A 19,543-nucleotide genomic window follows, 5' to 3' on the forward strand; every position below is an offset into this window, starting at 1 on the left:
GCACGTTGGGCTAAATATCTGTATTTTTCCCGCCTATACAAGTGTTTTTGTCAAAAAAACCGTTCCTAAACCTCTTTTTATGCGATTCAAATTTCGTTACGCAGCCGCGATCGGATGTATGCTGATGGCCCTGCAAACGTGGGCCGATGTGCGCTTGCCCAAAATTTTCGGTTCCCACATGGTGTTGCAGCGCCGGAAACCCGTCCCGGTTTGGGGCTGGTCCGACCCGAATGAGAAGATAACGATCCAGTTCAATAATCAGACCAAAACCACGAAGGCCGACAAAACCGGGAAATGGATGGTCCGGCTGGACCCAACCGAAGCCGGTGGCCCTTTTGCCCTGACGGTGGCGGGTAAAAAGAATACCGTAACCTTCGACGATGTACTGGTGGGCGAAGTCTGGATTTGCTCGGGGCAGTCGAACATGGAGTGGGTGGTCAAATCCTCGACCAATGCCGCCCAGGAAATTCAGGAAGCCAACTATCCGCTCATCCGCCATTTCAAGGTACCGCACGACCTGAGCCTGTCGCCGAAAGACGATGTGCTGGGGGGTGAATGGCAACCTGCCACGCCCGAAACCGTCGGTAATTTTACGGCAGTCGGTTACTTTTTCGCCCGCGAATTGCTGAAAGAACTCAACAACGTACCCATCGGTCTGCTCAACACCTCCTGGGGTGGTACCCAGTCCGAATCGTGGACAAGCCGGGAAGCGATGGATAGTTTCGAGGAGTTCAAACCCGTTGTCGCCACCATGCCGAAGACACTCGAAGAGTTTGCCAGCAAACGGCTGGAGCAGTTGCAGAATCAGGTCAAGTCAGTACAGGGCGAATTGCCCGGCGCGGCCGATGTTCAGCAGTGGTCGGGAGCAGATTTCAACGATGCGGCCTGGCAGACGCTCCGCTTGCCCGACCTGTTCGACCGGAAAGCCCTTCCCGGTTTCGACGGCGTGGTATGGTTCCGGCGGGAAATTTCCGTTCCGGCCGAACTGGCCGGCAAAGAAATGACCTTGACGCTGGGACCGGTTTTCGATGCCGATGAAACCTACCTCAACGGTGTCAAAGTGGGAACTACGACGCAGACGGGTCAGGCCCGAACGTATACTGTTCCGGGCGGCACGTTAAAACCGGGTCGGAATGTCATCGCTGTTCGCGTGGACGACCAGAACGGAACGGGCGGTTTTACGGCCAAAGAAGACCAGTTCAAACTGTCGGGCAATGGCCGGGAGATTTCACTGGTCGGCGACTGGAAATACCGCATTGCCGATTACAACCGGAATCCGGTGCTGGTGAACCCAAACATGACCGGTACGATTTTGTACAACGCCATGATTCACCCGCTGATTCCCTACGCCATTCAGGGCGCGATCTGGTACCAGGGCGAGTCGAACGCCGGGCGTGCTTATCAATATCGCAAGACCTTTCCGCTGATGATTACCGACTGGCGAACCCGCTGGGGGCAGGGCGATTTCCCGTTTCTGTTTGTGCAACTCGCCAGTTTCAACGCGGCCAACGGAACCAGCGCCACCGGCAGCACCTGGGGTGAACTCCGCGAAGCCCAGACCATGACGCTGGCTTTGCCCAATACTGGCATGGCCGTGACCTCCGACATTGGCGAGAGCAAGGACATTCACCCAAAAAACAAACAGGACGTGGGCAAACGATTGGCTTTGAGTGCCTTAAAAACCGTTTACGGCCAGAACCGGGTCTATTCAGGACCGGTTTTCAAAGCGATGGAAGTGACTGGCAACAAAGCCGTATTGACGTTCGACCACGTGGGCGGAGGACTGCAATCGTCCGACAAATACGGGTACCTGAAAGGGTTTGAAGTAGCCGGAGCCGACCAGAAATTTCACTGGGCCAAAGCCGAAATTCAGGGCGATAAAGTCATCGTGTCCTCCAGCGAAGTAGCAACGCCCGTTTCGGTGCATTACGGCTGGGCCGACGACAACGGCGAAGTCAATCTCTACAACAAAGAGGGACTTCCGGCGGTGCCGTTCCGAACCGATACCTGGCCGGGAAAAACGGAAGCCGGACGGTTCAAGTAAGGGTTGGCTTACGGAGTCAGGAACCGCTCCTGACTCCATTTTTGAATAAAAAAAGCTGTTTATCAGTCCTTTATGGCTATCCTGACAGATTTATTCCCTTTCGCATCCAGGCTGGTATCCGTCATTTTCACTAAGCCGCCTTCCAGAATTTCGAAAGCATAGGTTCGCTGCAGACTGGAAGGCAAGCCCGATTGGGCAAACGTGTTATTCCCGATGTAATCGTAATTGATTCCGTAGATTATTTCGCCCGCTTTGCGCCACAACTGCCCGTCCCGTTTGAAAAAGACGGTTTTCTGGTTTTTATTTTTTTCATCCGTATACGTTCCCGTCAGTTTGTCGAGAGCCGCTGGTTCAGCGGCCAACTTCTCCGTCATCGTCACATCGAACAAAACCATCTTGCGGCCCTTCGCCGTTGATTTGACCTCCAGAATCCGGCTTTTGGCCGTGGAAGCCGACGCGTAATCATCCTTCGCGATGTTGGGATCACCGCTGAAATACAGTTGTGTTACCAGACTTTGATAGCCCGGAGCCGAAACCAGCAAATGAAAGTGGGCGGGCCTGATCATGCCGTTTCCAACATCGTAGGGAACCGGCAGAATCTTCGTAAACGCATATTTTCCTTTATCGTCACACAGCGCAGTGGCCCGGTAGCGGAATTCGTCCGACGCATTGTCATACTTTCCATCCGCCCCGCAATGCCACAGTTCCACTTTCGCTCCTTGGTTCGGTGTCGTACAGTCTTTGTGTTTTACGGTTCCTGTTAAACGCACTTCCATTCCGGGCGCGCCTTTGATCAGCAGATTGTTCCGAAGTGGCGCGTCGGGCCGGTAAAAGGGGCCCAGAATATCAGAGGTCGTCTCGCAGTCACCCGCGTAGGATTCGCCATTGAAATGAACGAAACCCGTTGCACTAACCGCCACCGCACACAGGGCGGTGTTCTGGAGGAATTTTCGGCGTTGCATGATAGAGAGGTAGTAAGTGGTTTGGAAGAGAACGTCCTGTATCGCGTGCAATATAGGCACTAAAACCCCAAATACAACTCCCTGATCTTGAGTGGCATATGTTCTTATGCCACTACAAATAGCCGGATCAATGTCTGGTCGGTATGAAGTCGGTTATGATTGGTTGAGCCGCCGGTTGAGTCTATTGCCCGGCCACGGTTTTCCGCCCCGCAGACGGCGTCTGTCGCCAGTTGGGCAACTCATCGCGGGTGATAACGTTTTTGTCGGCATACACCGCCTTGAGTTGCTCCACCGGTTGTTTTTTGATGAAATCACCCCCGGTCCAGACGGAAAACCACGACCACCAGGTGCCTAAATTCTGGATCTGATCCGGATTTGGAAGATTGCCGGTTTCCGACAAAGCGACCAGTTTTTTAGCGGCAAACAGCCCCTGCGCCTGGGTCCAGTTGCCACTTAGCGATGCCGTTGGATCGGTGTAAACATCGAGCCCGACCACATCGACGTACGAATCGCCGGGATACCAGTCCGGGTGGATGGAGTCGGTGGTGGCATAGACCCAGATCAGGTTGTGCAACTGGTGATGATTCGTTAACCGGTCATACAACAAGCGCCACAGTTCCTTAAACGGCCCGGCCCCTTTGGCTCCCCACCAGAACCAGCCGCCGGATGCTTCGTGCAGCGGTCGCCACAACACGGGAATGTCGGCGGTCTGAAACTTTTTGAGTTCCCCGGCAATCGTGTCGATGTCGCGGAGCAAAAGCTGATACCGTTCGCTCTGCTTATCGGCTAGTGTAGCCGCCAGATCGAAGGTGGTGGCCCGGGTGTAAAAACCGCTCCACCAGAGTTTATCGGGCGCCTGATCGATCAGATCGGTGGGCGCATTCCAGTGCCAGAGCAGACTGATGATGCCGCGCCCCTCCCCTTTCCGCGCCCAGGCCATGCACGCTTCGCTGGACCGCTGGGGGGTGGCCCCGTGCTGCACCCGGCTCGGTGAATAATCCATCAGGTCAAACGAGCCGATGGCGGGTTCCTTGCCGGTTTTTTCCAGAATATACTCCACATCGTCCTGCTGCCCCGAAATCACCTTGCTGCCATATTGATCGACCAGATACGAAAATAAAGCTTTCGTTGAAGCCGTCGCCTGTGGATCGACGAGGGTTTTGGACGGTTTTTCCGGCAACCCGACAGTCGTCGGTGTTAGTTGCAGGAAATCGATACTAAAATATCCCCAACCCCGGAAAATGGTCACGGTGTTCCGTCCTTCGCGCACCTGGAATTTACCGGTTTTAGTCTGGCCAAAACCGGTATTCTGCGTGAGCGTACTGCTGGCCTTTTCGCCATTTACCTGAAAATCAACCCCTTTATTTCCGGAAGGCGCTGAATAGCCAATGGACAATTCATACAAACCCGCCGTGGCATCGAAGGTCAGTGTCAGTTGATCGGTGGCATCATCGAATCCGGTTACGTAGCCAGTTCCGGAAAAACCGGCCACCGAATGAGCGATTTCCACGCCCGACAAACTGCCGGTTTCCGCTTCGATCCGGATTAGAGCCGGTCCGGTTTGGGCAGTAATCTCGGGATTTCTGGGCGTACAAGCCAGCAAACTCATTAGATAAACCGTGACTACCCGTTTACGAAAGGGGAACATTACGAAGAAGATTTTCCGTACGAAGCGGATCTGGAAGTTTTGGTTTCGAGGGTCTTTTTGATCTTTAACCCCTCATTGATTTAATCTAATAACCGCCGAAGTGAATTTTTATCAGCCCACTGCTAAAGCAGTGGGAAAATTGAAGCGAAATCGAACCACTCCGGAACCGTTTTAACGGTTTCATCGTCCAACAAACCGTTAAAACGGTTTTGCTAATAGGGTTACTTTTCACTTTCCCCACTGCTTTAGCAGTGGGCTGATAAGCCAAACTTGTAATTCGGCGGTTATTAAATATAAATTAATCAGCGGATTTGGATCCAGATAAATCTGGATGCAAAACTCCCCCTTTAGGGGGCTGGGGGGCAGAACGGGGCGAAAGGACCCTTATTTAATCAACATCAGGTCATCGAAATAGAACGTCTCATCCTGCTTGTCGGGTCCCTGAATCCGAAAACCAACCTGCGACAACTTCTTGCCCGCCGACCAGAAATCGACGTCCGACAGTTTGATTTTGAAATACGTCCACACCCCGGCTTTCACGTCGATCTTGTTTTTGTCGTCAAAACCGCCAAAACCGGCTTTGCTGGCGTCGGTGGTCAGATACAGCGAATAGTCGGCGGAAGCGCCTTTGATCCAGCCCGAAACGTAGGTGTAATCGGCAGAATACGAAATAGCCGATGCCGACCAGTTGGCAAACGCAATCAGGTGCCAGTTGCCTTTCTGAAAGTTTTTGCCAACCGACGCCGTTCCGGACCGAAACTCCTTGGTCGAAACCGCACCCGCATCCCCCCAGGAACCATCCTGAAAACCAGCGCCGTATGCATCACCAAAAATCATGTACGCCTTGTCGACGTTGACCAGTTCCTGGGTTGTTTTCAACAGGCCCGTGCCGTTGGTAATGTCCAGCGTGGCCCGGTTCACCGTCGTTACCGGCATTTTGATCACCAGCTTCTTTTTCTCTTTCGAAACTATGGTAGCCGCATCCGACGTACCGGTTAACTTGACCGAGGTAACATCATCCAGGTTGTTGCCCGTAATCGTAATTTCCGAGCCTTTGGTAAAGTTATAATTGGAAACTTCTGAAACCGTCGGATAAGCCAGCACCCGGAACGGGACCGAAACCGTCCGGCCTTCGCTGTTCGTAAAAATGACGTTCTGTACGCCACCCACCACCTCGTCCGGCACCCGGAAAATGAGCGCCTGGTCGGTGTTCAGGGTCGGCTGAAAACCGGCCGGAACGTTCTGTTTTTCGAACACAATGCTGCGCATATCGCCCAGGCCGGAGCCGGTCAGGGTGACGACGGTTCCTCCGGCCGCCGAGTCGGGAGCCAGTTTGGTGGCAACGGGCGTTCCCGCCGTATACTGCGGCCGACCGTCGGTATCTTCTTCGCAGGCGGTCATCATCAGACCCGTCAACAGGGTCACGAACGATAAGCCCGCCAGGTGTTTAAATCGATTGAGTGTCATTGGAGTGTTTCGTTAGGGGACATTGACGATTGGCCATTGTCGATTGACCATTGACGATGGTCCATTGTCGATGGTCAATGGTCAATCGCCCATCGTCTATTTAAAATAAGGTACTGGTTCTTTGCCCAACTCGGGGTCCTGAACGATTTCGCCGGCCGGAATCGGCAGGTACATCTTGTCTTCGGTGAAGGTGGTGATGTAGCTGGCACCGGTTACCGTTCCACGGTTCTGCTTTTCGATCATCGCTTTCGCTTTGGCAAAACCCTGGCGCTGAATGTCATACCAGTAGTCGCCCTCGAAGGCAAACTCAACCCGGCGTTCGTGCAGGATCTGGTCCAGCGTCAGCGACGTCCGGGGCGACAACCCCGCCCGCGTCCGAACGGCATTCACGGCCTGCAACGCCTTGGCATCGGAGGTGGAAGCGGCTCCGGCCAGCGTGGCTTCGGCATAAATCAGCAGAATGTCGGCGTAGCGCAGCAGCACCACGTTATTGCCCGAATTCTGGCCCAAAACCGCTTCTCCCCCGAATCCTTTCCCCGGACCGGCAAAGTATTTGACGATGTTGGAACGGGTTGGGCTCAGACTTCCGCCGTCTGCCGTGGGCTGGATCGTGTCGTATTTGAACCCTCCGGCCATAAATTCATTGTATTTCGGGGCGTTGACGCGCTGCGGTTTCCAGTTGGGATTGGTCCAGCCGTGTTCCATCACCGACCATTTCCGGCGCAAATCTCCAAACTCATATTCTTTCAGCAGGTCCAGTGACGGAATGTACATTTCCCAGGCATCGGCTTCGGCCGTCCGCAGGGCGCTGGCACCCCTATCCGGATTTTTGATGTTGCCCGTTCCCCAGGGGTCCTGCGCCAGTTGGTGCTGAATCGAGAATAACGCTTCCGGGTTGTTGTTCATGCTCATTTTGGTAAACATGCCCGTGTAATCGGTCACCAGGCTATATTTTCCGGAGTTGATCACCTCTTCAGCCTTCGTTTTGGCATTCGCGTAGTCTTTGTTGTACAGATACAACTTGGCCATCATGCCTTTGGCGACATACTTCGTCAGCCGACCGGGCACGTCGGATTCGGGCAAACCGGCTTCGGCCAGTTGCAGTTCTTCCAGCGCAAACCGCAGCACGTCTTTCTGCAAATACCGGGGAATGTTGAAATTACCCGACAAAGCCGTTGCCCCCGGATCGGTAATGATCGGCGCAGCACCCCAGGTCCGGGCGATGTAGAAATACAGCGTTCCGCGGATAAAATGGCATTCGGCAATGGCCGGATCGAGGTAGGAAGCCCCACCCCCGGCGGCTTTTTTCTCCTCGAACGTCTTGATCATCACGTTGGAATACCCGATGATTTTGTAAAATGCACCCCAGGCGGCACCAATCCGCTCGGAAGCTGAGGAAACCGTAAAGTTCAGGTACTCGACATCGGTGTAGGTAAACATATTACCGGACATCACATCGCCGATGGCGTCCTGCGCCCGGCTTTCGTAATTCCGCCAGGGCAAACCGCTGTAGAGCGTACTGGTTGCGGCCCGCACTTCTTCCGCGTTGTTGTAATAATTTCCGGTGGTTGTTCCCGAGAGCGAAGGCCGCTCGATAAAGTCCTCCTTGCAGGAAGCCAGCAGCATCGCCGAAATGGCCAGGGCGTATATGGATTTTCGTTTCATCATTTTTATGGTTTACGGTTTACGGTTTATCGTTTACGGTTCGCTGACGCACGCTGTGGACAGTTCACCGTAAACTGAAAACTGTAAACCGACTACTTAAAATTGTACATTCGCACCGATGGTAAACGTCCGGGGGTTCGGGTAGTGGCCCGTGTCGACGTTCATGAGCTTGATGCTGTTGTTGAACGCGCCGATTTCGGGGTCGTAGCCGGAGTAGTTCGTGAACGTCTTGAGGTTCTGAATCGACCCGTAAATCCGCAGATTCGTCATTTTTACCTTGCTCAACAACGTTCTTGGCAGCCGGTAGCCCAGCGTGATGTTCTGAATCCGCCAGTAGGAAGCATCCTCCACGTAGCGATCCGACATGGCCGTGTTGTTCTTGTTAGTGGTCGTAAACCGGGGCAGTGCGCCGTCCGTGTTGGTTTCGGTATACCGATCGTTCACGGTTCGCATCTGGTTCGACCACGCATTGTTCAGCCCTTCCAACTGCCAGCGGAGGAAGTTATACGCTTTGGCGCCCTGGCTTCCCTGGAGGAACAGCGAAAAGTCGAAGTCGCCGTAGTTGAGGGAATTGGTCAAACCCCAGGTGAATTTCGGGAGCGGACTGCCAATAAAGGTGTAATCCTGCGCGTCGATTTTGCCGTCGCCGTTGATGTCTTTGTAGCGAATATCACCCAGCCAGGTTTCGTTCTGGTTTACCTTGTAGCCAAACTGCGGCAGGCTCTTGTCCAGATCTGCCTGCGTGCGGAACAACCCGTCCGTGACCAGCCCCCAGAACGAACCCACCGGATTGCCGGGCGTCGTGTGCGTGATCAGGTAGTTGTTGTAGTACACTTTTCCATCCAGCGCCGAAGCCGCACTGGCCGCCCGGTCGTAGGTGTTTTTGAATTGCGTGAACACCAGATTGGTTTTCCAGGTAAAATCGCCTTTCTTGATGTTCGTGGTCGTAATCCCAATGTCGATCCCAGTGTTGGTCATCTGTCCCGCATTGCCCAAAGGGGCTTTCAGGTCGTCCCACTGGTCGCCCACCCCAATCAGGTTGGGGCCGGTCAGGAAGATGATCATGTCGGACGTTACTTTCTTGTAGACGTCGATCGTCGCATCGATCCGGCCGTTCAGAAAACCGAGGTCAACCCCCACGTTGGTGGTTTTGACGGACTCCCATTTCAGGTTCGGATTCGGAATGCCGTTGATCATGTTCGAAGAACCGAAGCCCACCGGACCGGAGAAAAACTGCACCGCTCCCACATACGCCGGATTGGGCGCACCACTCGGAAAATTCTGGTTCCCTACGGTTCCGTAACCAGCCCGCACTTTCATGAAATTCAGCACGTTAGCCACACTGCCTTTCATAAACTTCTCGTTCGAAACCGTCCAGCCTGCCGACACGCCCGGGAAATTCCCCCAGCGGTTGTTCGGGCCGAAGTTGGACGAACCGTCGGCGCGGAAACTGGCCGACAGCGAATACCGGTCGTCGTAGGTATAGTTGGCCCGGGCAAACCAGGATTCCATCGCCCAGTGGCCTTTTCCACCGCTCAGGCCCCAGGTCGTCTGGTCGGCACTGCCGGTGTTGAGGTCAAAAATATTGGCCTGCAAATCCACTTTCGTGCCCGACATCGACTGGTAATACGACGATTGCGCCTGATGTCCCACCGTAGCCTGAATCCCGTGTTTGCCGATGTACTTGTTGTAATTCAGGTAGTTAGTAATCGAATAATAGTAGCTGTCTGAGCGCGAGTCGATCAGTTTGCTCCGAAACGACGTGCCACCCACATTCCCGGCTTTCTGAAAAGCAACGTTGTTATCCTGACCCAGTGAATACGAAAGTTCGTTCCGCAAGGTCAGGTCTTTCATCAGTTGCAGTTCGGCATACAGACTCCCGAATACGTTGTTCGAGGTTTTCGTATTGCCCCGGTACTGGCTGTTTCCGACCAGGTTGGAGTTGCTGTATTGCACCCCGCCGACGGTTTGTCCACCGCCCCAGGAACCGTCGAGGTTTTTCACCGGAACCAGCGGACTGGTCACCGCGCCCCACCAGATGGTGCCTTCGGCGGCATCGGCCAGCGACACCTCCTGAATGCTGCGCGACACGTTGGCACTCAGGCCGACTTTGGCCCAGCTTTTCAACTGCGTATCGAGGCTAAAGCGGCTCGAATACCGTTTAAAATTCGACCCCAGCAGAATTCCCTTGTTGTCGAAATAGTTGAGTGACAGGTAGTACGTCGTTTTCTCGCGTCCGCCCGAAAAGCTCAACTGCTGGTTGTTGATCGTTCCGCGCTGGAACATCGCGTCCTGCCAGTCGGTGCCTCTGCCCAGCAAATCCGGGTTTCTGAACTCGTCCGAAACCGGGTTCCCGATGATCGGCAGCACCTCATTCTGGTAGCGGGCAAAATCCCGCAAATCCATCAGGTCCAGCCGCCGGGCCACTTCCGAAACGCCGGTATACATCTCGTAATTGATCTTGCCTTCGCCCGACTTACCTTTTTTGGTGGTCACCAGAATCACACCGTTGGCCGCCTGAGAACCGTAAATGGCCTGCGCCGACGCATCTTTCAGGACGTCGATGCTCTCGATGTCGTTGGGATTCAGCATCGCCATGACGCTGTTCCCGGTTTGCCCATCGCCCCCGCCCAAACCGGCGTAGCCCGTGCTGTTCGACGTGTTGCCCCCGACAAACGGTACACCGTCGATCACGAACAGGGGATCGTTGCTGTTAATGGACGTCACCCCGCGCACTTTCACCGAAACGCCACCGCCCGGTTGGCCGCCGTTGCTGGTTACCGTTACCCCGGCTGCTTTGCCTTGTAGTAACTGGTCGATCCCGGCCGCCGGAATGTCTTTCAACTCGGTGGCTTTGATGGTCGTAATGGACGAGGTAACGTCGGAGCGTTTGGCGGTTCCGTAGCCGATCACCACCACTTCGTCCAGCGACTGGTCATTGGCGAGCAGTGTAATGGTCAGGTTGGTCCGGTTGCCGATCGTAACTTCCTGCGTTTTCATCCCAATGAACGAGATCACGAGCACGTTGGCACCCGCCGGAGTGTTGATCGTAAACCGCCCTTCGGCGTCCGTCGTGGTTCCCTGCGTGGTGCCTTTAACAGACACGGTTGCGCCGGGAAGTGTGTTGCCTTTGTCGTCAGAAACTACCCCTTTGATGAGGGCGTTGACATCGGATTTTCCGACGGTTGCATTCTTCAGTGATGCCATCACCACCCGGTTTTTCGCCGGTTCGGCAACGGTACTGGGTCGGGTCTGCGCGTGAACTGATGCCCAGTAGCTCAAGACCAAAACCCCCGAAAGCACATGTTTTATCATAGTAAGTAAAATAAAGGGACAAAAAAGCAGCACCTCTCCAAAAAGCTGAGCTTGAGAGTAGTACGTATTCAATCGGATAAAGGTGAAAATTCAGACCCTCGGCACATCAGGTGCCCGGTCAGTCAAGTGGAGTTAGTTCGGCATGGCCTGCAAAATAAAAAGGATGGGTTTAGGTGTATTTGTCAGATTTGCCCCCAGCCCCCTGAAGGCCGGGCGGCCGGTGCCGGGCTTCGAAATCCGGATGTTTTAGCCCGGCACCGGCCGCCCGGCCTTCAGGGGGTTGGGGGCAGAATTATAAAACCGCCAGCGTATTCCTCACGAGTTTCTGCATCGGCAGCGAAATCATGACTGAGGTTCCTTTTCCGGGTTCGCTCTGCCACATCACCTGACCGCCCAAATAGGCAATCCGGGATTTGATATTCGCAATGCCGTTGCCTTTCGACGGACTGTTTTCAAAATCAGCACCCCGTCCGTCATCGTCCACACTGATGAGAACTGCTTCGTCATTGGTCATCATCTGTACGGTAATCGTCTCGGCTTCAGCGTGTTTTAAGGCGTTGTTCAGGAGTTCCTGCACCACCCGGTAAATCATCACCGAAGCTTCGTCGCCCAGATCCGGCACTTCGCCGTAATGTTCCAGCGTCAGGGCGGTTTCGTTGACCAGATTTAACTTCTGCACCAGGTCTTCAAGAGCCGGGATCAGACCAAAATTCGAGAGCGCATACGGTCGTAAATCACTGGAAATCAGTCGGGTTTCGGTGCAGGCTTCGTCCAGAAACTGGTTCAGCGGTTCCTTCACCGACAAGGGCAACAGTTCCTGATGTGCTTCCACAAACAGTTTGATTCGCGAGAGCTGAATGCCCAGCCCGTCGTGCAAATCCCGGGCAATCCGGCTCCGTTCTCCCTCCTGCCCTTCAATCATGGCCTGCAACGACTTCAATTCCAGATCCTGGATCTGCTGCTGGGCAATAACCGTCTGCTGGTGCGAAATCAGTTTCTGCTGGCGTCGCAGAAAGACCAACGCGCCAACCCCCAACACACTGATTACCAAGCCACCCGCCAGCATCGAATTCAGGATGTGCTGGTGTCGACTTTGCTCCTCGACCAACTGTTTTTCAACCGCCAGCGTCTTCACCTGACTGTCCAGTTCCTGCAACCGGATGCTTTTGGTCTGCTCGGAATAGTAAAACTGATTCGTAAAATCCAGCGTCTTCAACGACGACCGATACGCATTTTTGAAGTCGCCCTGGTACGAATAACTATCGGCCGAATGCCGGGACAATTCCCGCAGCATGGACACGTTTTTCTCCGATTCCGCCAGCTTGTAGCTTTTCTGGTAGGCGGCAATGGCGGCTTCCGGGCGGTTTTTGAATTGCTCGACCAGCCCCAGATAAAAGTAGTTCAGGGCGATCATCCAGTTGGTTTTCAACTGCCGGGCCATGTCCAGACTGCGGATGGCGAAGTACTGCGCCGAGTCCGGTTGTTTATTCCGCAAATAACTGTTGGCCAGTAGGTTCATGGCAAACGCCTGTGAATACGCTTGCTTATAGTGGGCACTCATCCGCTCGGTTTCCCGCAATTCCGTGATCAATTTCTTCGGAATCAACTCGTTTTTCTGCGCCAGATTCGCAAACGCCAGTCGGCATTCAATGATCTTCGGGTGGTTCTGTTGACGCTTGAAATACTGCAGGGCTTTTCCCAGGTACTGCTCCGCGTAGGGCTGCATAAACAGATCCTGCGAATAGTAATCGCCAATGGCAATGTGGATGTTGTAATACCCCAGCGAATCGCCCTGCAGGTGATAGTATTTCATCCCATTGAAATAGGAATCGAGCGTATACTTGTTGTAACCGTATTGCTGGTGGTAAAGCCATCCCAACTCTTCATAGGATTTGGCGGTTTTTCCATACTGCTTTTCCTGCGCCCATTGCCGTATCTGGTTTTTCAGGCTAACAATGGCCGAAGAATCCGATTGCGCCCGTACGTTCTGCCCCAGGCCCAGAAGCCCCAGGAGCAATACCGCGCCCAGGCACCTTTGTCGGACTAGCTTACGTACCCGTTCTGCCATTTTCAGAGTCGTTAAATGCGATATAACTGATGAATCAATTCCTTTATTATCGATCAATCCCGAACCATCTGTCAATCAATACACTGCATTTCCATGGCGGTTTTGATCAGCAACGCGGTATTGGGAACGCTGAATTTCATGAGCAGACTGCTGCGGTGAAATTCGATGGCTTTGACACTCACGAACAGTTGCGTGGCCATTTGCTGCGTCGTTAATCCCTGAGAAATGAGCGTCAGCACCTCCGATTCGCGGGGTGTCAGGTTGGGTTTCAGGCCCGTTCCGCTGCCCGATTTCCGGTTTCGGGGCTCATCGTGCAACAGAATATTCGTAATGATTTCGTTGAAATACGGTTTTTCGCGGTGGACCGTCCGAATCGCCTGCAACAGTTCAACTTTGGTCGTGTTTTTCAATAAATAGCCTTTTGCGCCTTTTTTCACCACCCGTTTAATCAAACTGGCGTCGTCGTGCATCGTCAAGGCGATTACTTTGGTGGCCGGGAACGTACGGGTAATGTGTTCGCAAAGCGCCAGCCCATCTTCCACCTGCGGAAAAGAAATATCCAGCAAAATGACGTCGATCAATGACTGACTCAACTCTTCAATGACCGACGACACATCAAAACAGCGCGCGGTCACTTCAATTTCCGAAGACCCCGAAATCAGCGACTCAATCCCCTCAACAAACACATTGTGGTCATCGGCAATCAGTACTCGTATCATCCATTCGTATGCGTTAACTCGTATGGGCATTTGGCATCTCCACTGGGGAGAAAACCGGTTGTCGGTGTAACAACGGAACCGCGTTTTTAATTTAACCCTTTATCGTTTCGATTGTACGAAACGGATAAATTGAATATTGTTTAGCAAAAATAGGACAAAGGGGGTAGGTTATAAAATAGGGGAAACCCCCGTTTTTAGAAAATTAGGGAAAACCCTAGCAAACCGCTTCGAAACCGCTTTCAAGCTACGATCCAATTTCAGCCTGTTATCAATAAATCGCAACCAGTTACAAATTACGGTTTCACTATCGGCCCGGAACCCGCCAAGTTTGTACCGGCCAAAGCAAAAAGCCGCCGGGGACGCTGAAAACCGAACAGAGTAGGCACACCATCACACCATAATTTACCATCATGAAAAAGCAAATTGCCAAATTGACACTGAAAACCGATCAGATCATTGCCTTATCCAAAACGCAGGCTTCGAACGTTATGGGCGGCCGTCCGAAAGACAAAACGATCGGAGGATGCACCACGGCGGGATATTGCCCAACGGAATTGTAATCCGTCCGCACACGCTTCCAGGAAGCAAAAATAATACTTACCAATCTCCGGACTCAGCAGCCTTTCTAACCCAGGGCTGTTGAGTCTTTTTCAATTATAAACCCGGACTGCGACATTCGCTTGTCTTTCAACTTCTTACCACTATGAAATTGGGTCTTCTTGAATTCGGAACCGGCTGCGTCAGTCCGATGGATCTGGTTGAAAATGTACTGGACTATGCGCAGCAGGCCGAAAACCTGGGCTACACTCGGTTCTGGCTGGGCGAGCATTACGGCACCCTAACGGCCTACCACAACCCTGAAGTGTTGCTGCCCATCATTGCCGGCATGACGGATCGCATCAAAGTCGGCGTGGCGGGGCTGCTGATGGCGTTCCACAATCCGTACCGTGTGGCGGCTTCGTTCAAAGTCCTCAACAACCTGTTTCCCAACCGCATCGATCTGGGTGTGGCTGGCGGAGGAGTTCCACCGGAAATCGGAATGCTTCTGGCTCCGGATCTTGATTTGTCCAGTTCTGCCCCTAAAGTGGAACGGTTTGCCGGGAACTGCCGGGCCTTATACGACTATCTCTTTGCGGAGGAAAACGCCAGCCTGATTGCGCCCGTTGGCGGCTATTTGCCCACCTACTGGTCACTCACGGCGGGCCTGAAAAACCCGGCGGTTCTGGCCAGCCAGCCGACGGCCCTCTGCAAGTCCCTGTTTCATACCGAGATCACGGATCACAAACGGGATGCGGAGAAAATTCAGGAATACCGGGCGGTTTTTTACGAAAAACACGGCCGGGAGCCGGAAATCAATCTGGCCGTGGCCGGGGTCTGCGCCGAGACGGGCGCGATAGCCCGCCAGATTCGGGAAAGTCTGGAGCGCCCGGTCAGCGTCTGTAACGAACTGATTGGCTCACCGGCTTACATCCTGGATGAAGTGGCGAGGTTGCAGGAAATCTACGGCGTGGCGGAATTTATTTTTCTGAACATGGCGGAAGAAACCGGTCATAAAAAGGACGGCATCGAACGGCTGGCTCAGGCCCTGCCGCAGTATGCAGACGCTGCCAGCAACGTTTGTGCTATTTCCTGCTAGTTATCAATCCATCCCGACCAGTTACAAGTTACGGTTTCACTATCGTTTCAAAACCTGCCAAGTTTGTATCGGCCAAACAGAAAAGCCATCGGGGACGCTGAAAACCGCAACAGAGTAAGCACATCAATCACACCAGTTCAAAACAACAAATCATGAAAAAGCAAGTTTCAAAAATCACGTTGAAGACCGACAAAATCATCGCTCTGTCGAAAAACCAGGCCCTGAATGTCATGGGTGGTAAGCCAAAGGAAACCCGTACGGCCTGTACCAGCAAAATCTGCGAACCGTAAGCAAAACCGGTTTACAATACGCCAGATCGGAGAATAGCTTCGATTCTTCTAGGGGCTTACGTCTGATCATTCTTTACATTTTCGCTTTTTGCCCCTAAATCCCCTAAAGGCAGGGCTGTTAAGTTCTGGAAATTAGGATCGTTGAAGTTAGCAATATCAATTCGCTTTTCGCCCCCAACCCCCTAAAGGCCGGGCGGGCGGTGCCGGGCTAAAACATCCGGATTTCGAAGCCCCCTTTAGGGGGTTGGGGGCGAAAAGCGGAAGAACTTAACAGCCCTGCCTTTAAGGAATTTAGGGGCAAAAAGCGAAAGTCCTACTTCTCAGTTGAATCGCGGAGCGGAACGAAGGGGTGTAAAAGCTCCTTCGTTCTTCCCATAGTATCAGTACCACACCCTATACACACGATACTTTCTGGTCATGAAAACGACTGCTTTCGAAACGGCTTTTGTTCGGGTTCCCCTGGCCGGTTTTGCCGCCATCGACAATCCGAACTGGATGCAACTCAGCCAGCAACTACAGAATCCGGCTTTCCTCGAAGCGTTATACATTGCGTCTCCGGCTTTGTATGAAGAAGCCATCCAGTTCGATTTCAGCCGTCAGCCCGACGAAAAATCCCGGCGGGTCCTCTATTCACTGATCAAATATTTGTCCCGCTATGCCACCCGCTGCACACCCTTCGGTTTGTTCGGCGGTTTTGCAACCGCGCCCATTGAGGCTACCCATTCCGATATACGTATAGCGAATACCGGTAGTCTGAAACGCGTCGTTCGGCTCGACATGAATTACCTCTGCGCGCTGGCGCAGGATCTGGAAAAACACCCCGATGTGAAGCCCCATCTCCGGTTTTTTCCGAATTCGAGCCTGTACGAAATCAATGACCAATACCGCTACGTCACGTATCGGTATGACAACGGCCAACGGGTTCACCACCTCAGCAGCGCCGAAAAAAGCGAGTATTTAGCCGCAGTTCTGGAACAAAGCCGGTCAGGCGTCCGGGCCGAAAGCCTGTCTACGGTTTTAATCAGCGACGAAATCAGTGACGAAGAGGCCCGGGATTTCGTTGAATCGGTGATCGATGCCCAGTTGCTGGTGAGTGAACTGGAGCCGTCGCTGACGGGCGAAAATTTTCTAGTCCAAATTCTGACCATTCTGCAAACGATTGGCAGCCAGCATCCTTCTGATGAGATCGCGCAAATTGTGGCGCTGTTGCAGGAGGTGACCGTTGATCTGAAAACCCTGGAAAGCGGGGAACATGAGACTTCCATCGAACTACTAAGCCAGGTAGAGCACAAACTGAGCCACCTGTCCACGCCCTTCGACCGCAAAGTCCTTTTCCAGATCGACACCTATTTACCCACGCTCTCCGGCCAGTTGAACCGGGGACTTCTCAATAAATTAGTCGCCAAAATTCCAACGCTCCTCAAACTGACACCCACCAGTGAGGGAGCGTTGGATGACTTCAGAAACCGCTTCACCGAAAAATACGAAGACGAAGAAATCCCGCTCGTCGTCGCGCTTGACCCCGAAATTGGCGTCGGTTTTCCGGCCGATCAGGAACCCTTCGACGATTCTCCGCTGGTGGACGGCGTAGTGCCCGGTTCATCGACCAAACCCAAAAAGACCTGGACGGTGGCTCCCGAACAGGCGTTTCTGTTCCAGAAAGTTGCGGAGGCCCAACTCCACCGCACCACCCAGATTGCCATTACGGAGGAAGATTTGTTGTCGATTGAACCCGTCCGGCCTAACCTGCCGCCTACGAATGCCGCGATGTTTTCGGTTATTCGCGAGAACGGTCGGGAAACGCTGGTGCTCGATAGTTTTGGCGGAACCACCGGCACGTCATTGCTGGGCCGTTTTGGCCATACCGATTCCACCATTTTGAACCTGATTCAGCAGATCAGCGACGCCGAAGACCAGATCCGGCCCGACGTGATTTTTGCCGACATCATTCACCTGCCCGAAGCCCGAACCGGCAACATCATCATCCGCCCCCAACTGAAAAACTACCAGATTCCGTACCTGGGCAAGTCGTCGGTTGACAGCGAACACCAGATTCCGGTGACGGATTTAGTGATTCGGGTGGTGGGAAACCGCGTGGTGTTGCGGTCGAAGTCGCTCGACAAAGTCATTGTTCCGCAGCTTTCCAACGCCCATCACTACGCCCAGACCAATTCGCTGGATGTTTATCATTTCCTGTGTGCCCTGCAAAACCAGGCCATTCGGCCTTGGTTGGGCCTGTCGCTGGGGCCGGTCAATTCGGTATTTGTCTACGTTCCCCGGATTGTGCTCGACAACATCGTTCTGTCGGAAGCCCGCTGGAATTGCCGCGCGCAGCAGGTCAAACCGCTGGTGACGGCGTTCAAAACGGCGGACTGGCTGAGCCTAAAAACCGAGATTGACCGCTGGCGCGACCAATACGGTATTCCCCGGCACATCTGTTTGCTCGATTACGACAACGAATTGTACGTGGATCTGGAAAACCGGTGGCTGGCCGAAACGTTCGTCAACGAGATCAAATCGCAGGACAAATTTCAAATCAAGGAGTTTCTGTTCCGGGCCGACAACGCCGTTACGCAGTCGGCCGCGGGCTGGCATACGAATCAGTTTGTGGTAGCTTTTAAAAATGAGCCGGATTCGCCAGCCTTTACCCCTAAATCCCCTAAAGGGGACTTTGCAAATCTGGATTTTACCGCGTCCAAGTCCCCTTTAGGGGATTTAGGGGCAAGGCCGGGGTCGCGCACGACTTTAGGGGCAAAGCCAGGGTCGCGCAAATTCTTCGCCGGTTCCGAATGGCTTTATTACAAGATTTACACCGGGATTAAAACCGCCGATGCGATCCTGACCACGGTGCTGCATCCGCTGGCCGACCGGTTTGCGGAATGCGGCTGGACCGACCAATTTTTCTTCATCCGCTACGGTGATCCGCAGTTACACATCCGGTTCCGCTTTCACGTCATCGACCCGGCTTTTCTGGGGACCATCATTCAGGAATTGCACGATGCGCTGGCCCCTTTTCTGGCCTCCAATGTGATTACCGCCATCAAAACCGACACCTACAACCGCGAACTGGAACGCTACGGACGCCATTCCATCGACGCCGTGGAGAACTATTTTCACCGGGACAGTCAAACGATTCTGAACTTCCTGAGCCTGATCGAAGGCTCGGAAGGCGAAGAATGCCGGTGGCGGTTTGGCATGAAACTCATCGACACGCTGCTGGACGAGATTGGCTTTGACCTGAAACAGAAACTGGATTTTGCGGACGAAAAAGCCGCTCAATTCGGTCAGGAATTTGGCTACAACTCGGTATTGAAAAAGCAACTGGATACGCGGTACAAAGAAATTGAAACCGCCATCACAGAGCTATGGGGCGAAACTAACGAGGATCACCGGTTTTTCTACGACCTGAACCAACAGCATCGGAAAACATTACGACCCTTTATCCAGACCATTCTTCAACTGAAAGAACAGAATCAACTGGAAATTCCCCTGACGTCGTTGCTGGGCAGTTTGATTCACATGACGACCAACCGCTTGTTCCGCACCCGGCAGCGGTTTGTCGAATATTCGCTCTACTACCATCTCCACAAGTACTACCGAACCTCGTACGGTCGGGCCACGTATGGCCGCACGGTACTGGCGAAGAAAAACACCCTCGTCGAAGCAGTTTTTTGATCTGGAAAACGACATGAATCAGACAATATTCCTGAGTGATGCCCCCGTTTGCAG

The 19,543-nt window shown here is 53.4% G+C and carries 12 protein-coding genes; 5 read left to right on the top strand and 7 right to left on the bottom strand.

Annotated features, from left to right (window positions below):
- Window positions 1-79: 79 nt before the first annotated feature.
- Complete coding sequence (locus ACO064_RS06705; protein WP_421826619.1) at window positions 80-2,044, top strand: sialate O-acetylesterase; 1,965 nt, start codon at window positions 80-82, stop codon at window positions 2,042-2,044.
- Window positions 2,045-2,106: 62 nt separating this feature from the next.
- Here ACO064_RS06705 and ACO064_RS06710 read toward each other — a convergent pair whose 3' ends face one another.
- The 7 genes from ACO064_RS06710 to ACO064_RS06740 form a co-directional block, all read right to left on the bottom strand.
- A complete protein-coding gene (locus ACO064_RS06710) occupies window positions 2,107-3,006 on the bottom strand; it encodes a catechol 1,2-dioxygenase (RefSeq protein WP_421826620.1) in 900 nt (299 codons plus the stop codon).
- A gap of 181 nt (window positions 3,007-3,187) precedes the next feature.
- Window positions 3,188-4,654, bottom strand: a complete 1,467-nt coding sequence (locus tag ACO064_RS06715) for a glycosyl hydrolase (RefSeq protein ID WP_421826621.1) — start codon at window positions 4,652-4,654, stop codon at window positions 3,188-3,190.
- A 384-nt stretch (window positions 4,655-5,038) separates the two neighbouring features.
- Entirely contained in the window at window positions 5,039-6,121 is a 1,083-nt protein-coding gene (locus ACO064_RS06720) for an IPT/TIG domain-containing protein (protein ID WP_421826622.1), read from the bottom strand.
- A gap of 96 nt (window positions 6,122-6,217) precedes the next feature.
- A complete protein-coding gene (locus ACO064_RS06725) occupies window positions 6,218-7,789 on the bottom strand; it encodes a RagB/SusD family nutrient uptake outer membrane protein (protein WP_421826623.1) in 1,572 nt (523 codons plus the stop codon).
- Window positions 7,790-7,882: 93 nt separating this feature from the next.
- Entirely contained in the window at window positions 7,883-11,101 is a 3,219-nt protein-coding gene (locus ACO064_RS06730; RefSeq protein WP_421826624.1) for a SusC/RagA family TonB-linked outer membrane protein, read from the bottom strand.
- A gap of 292 nt (window positions 11,102-11,393) precedes the next feature.
- Complete coding sequence (locus tag ACO064_RS06735) at window positions 11,394-13,169, bottom strand: sensor histidine kinase (RefSeq protein WP_421826625.1); 1,776 nt, start codon at window positions 13,167-13,169, stop codon at window positions 11,394-11,396.
- A gap of 71 nt (window positions 13,170-13,240) precedes the next feature.
- Complete coding sequence (locus ACO064_RS06740) at window positions 13,241-13,888, bottom strand: response regulator transcription factor (protein ID WP_421826626.1); 648 nt, start codon at window positions 13,886-13,888, stop codon at window positions 13,241-13,243.
- 410 nt (window positions 13,889-14,298) lie between these two features.
- Between ACO064_RS06740 and ACO064_RS06745 the strand changes: the two genes are divergently transcribed.
- The 4 genes from ACO064_RS06745 (at window position 14,299) to ACO064_RS06760 (ending at window position 19,489) form a co-directional block, all read left to right on the top strand.
- Window positions 14,299-14,448, top strand: a complete 150-nt coding sequence (locus ACO064_RS06745) for a class I lanthipeptide (RefSeq protein WP_165841074.1) — start codon at window positions 14,299-14,301, stop codon at window positions 14,446-14,448.
- Window positions 14,449-14,591: 143 nt separating this feature from the next.
- Window positions 14,592-15,524, top strand: coding sequence for an LLM class flavin-dependent oxidoreductase (locus tag ACO064_RS06750; protein WP_421826627.1), 933 nt, complete (start codon window positions 14,592-14,594; stop codon window positions 15,522-15,524).
- Between the two features lie 152 nt (window positions 15,525-15,676).
- Window positions 15,677-15,814: a class I lanthipeptide gene (locus ACO064_RS06755; RefSeq protein WP_421826628.1), complete on the top strand. Its 138-nt coding sequence runs from the start codon at window positions 15,677-15,679 to the stop codon at window positions 15,812-15,814.
- A 417-nt stretch (window positions 15,815-16,231) separates the two neighbouring features.
- The gene (locus tag ACO064_RS06760) at window positions 16,232-19,489 is read left to right on the top strand and encodes a lantibiotic dehydratase (protein WP_421826629.1); all 3,258 of its coding nucleotides are present in this window, start codon (window positions 16,232-16,234) and stop codon (window positions 19,487-19,489) included.
- The last annotated feature ends 54 nt before the right edge of the window (window positions 19,490-19,543 follow it).

Source organism: Larkinella sp. (genome assembly GCF_965227735.1).
Taxonomy (GTDB): Bacteria; Bacteroidota; Bacteroidia; order Cytophagales; family Spirosomataceae; genus Larkinella.

Coding starts and splice junctions, on each gene's coding strand:
- ACO064_RS06755 (WP_421826628.1), top strand. CDS start 15,677: ATGAAAAAGCAAGTTTCAAAAATCACGTTGAAGACCGACAAAATCATC.
- ACO064_RS06740 (WP_421826626.1), bottom strand. CDS start 13,888: ATGATACGAGTACTGATTGCCGATGACCACAATGTGTTTGTTGAGGGG.
- ACO064_RS06730 (WP_421826624.1), bottom strand. CDS start 11,101: ATGATAAAACATGTGCTTTCGGGGGTTTTGGTCTTGAGCTACTGGGCA.
- ACO064_RS06720 (WP_421826622.1), bottom strand. CDS start 6,121: ATGACACTCAATCGATTTAAACACCTGGCGGGCTTATCGTTCGTGACC.
- ACO064_RS06735 (WP_421826625.1), bottom strand. CDS start 13,169: ATGGCAGAACGGGTACGTAAGCTAGTCCGACAAAGGTGCCTGGGCGCG.
- ACO064_RS06705 (WP_421826619.1), top strand. CDS start 80: ATGCGATTCAAATTTCGTTACGCAGCCGCGATCGGATGTATGCTGATG.
- ACO064_RS06760 (WP_421826629.1), top strand. CDS start 16,232: ATGAAAACGACTGCTTTCGAAACGGCTTTTGTTCGGGTTCCCCTGGCC.
- ACO064_RS06710 (WP_421826620.1), bottom strand. CDS start 3,006: ATGCAACGCCGAAAATTCCTCCAGAACACCGCCCTGTGTGCGGTGGCG.
- ACO064_RS06725 (WP_421826623.1), bottom strand. CDS start 7,789: ATGATGAAACGAAAATCCATATACGCCCTGGCCATTTCGGCGATGCTG.
- ACO064_RS06745 (WP_165841074.1), top strand. CDS start 14,299: ATGAAAAAGCAAATTGCCAAATTGACACTGAAAACCGATCAGATCATT.
- ACO064_RS06715 (WP_421826621.1), bottom strand. CDS start 4,654: ATGTTCCCCTTTCGTAAACGGGTAGTCACGGTTTATCTAATGAGTTTG.
- ACO064_RS06750 (WP_421826627.1), top strand. CDS start 14,592: ATGAAATTGGGTCTTCTTGAATTCGGAACCGGCTGCGTCAGTCCGATG.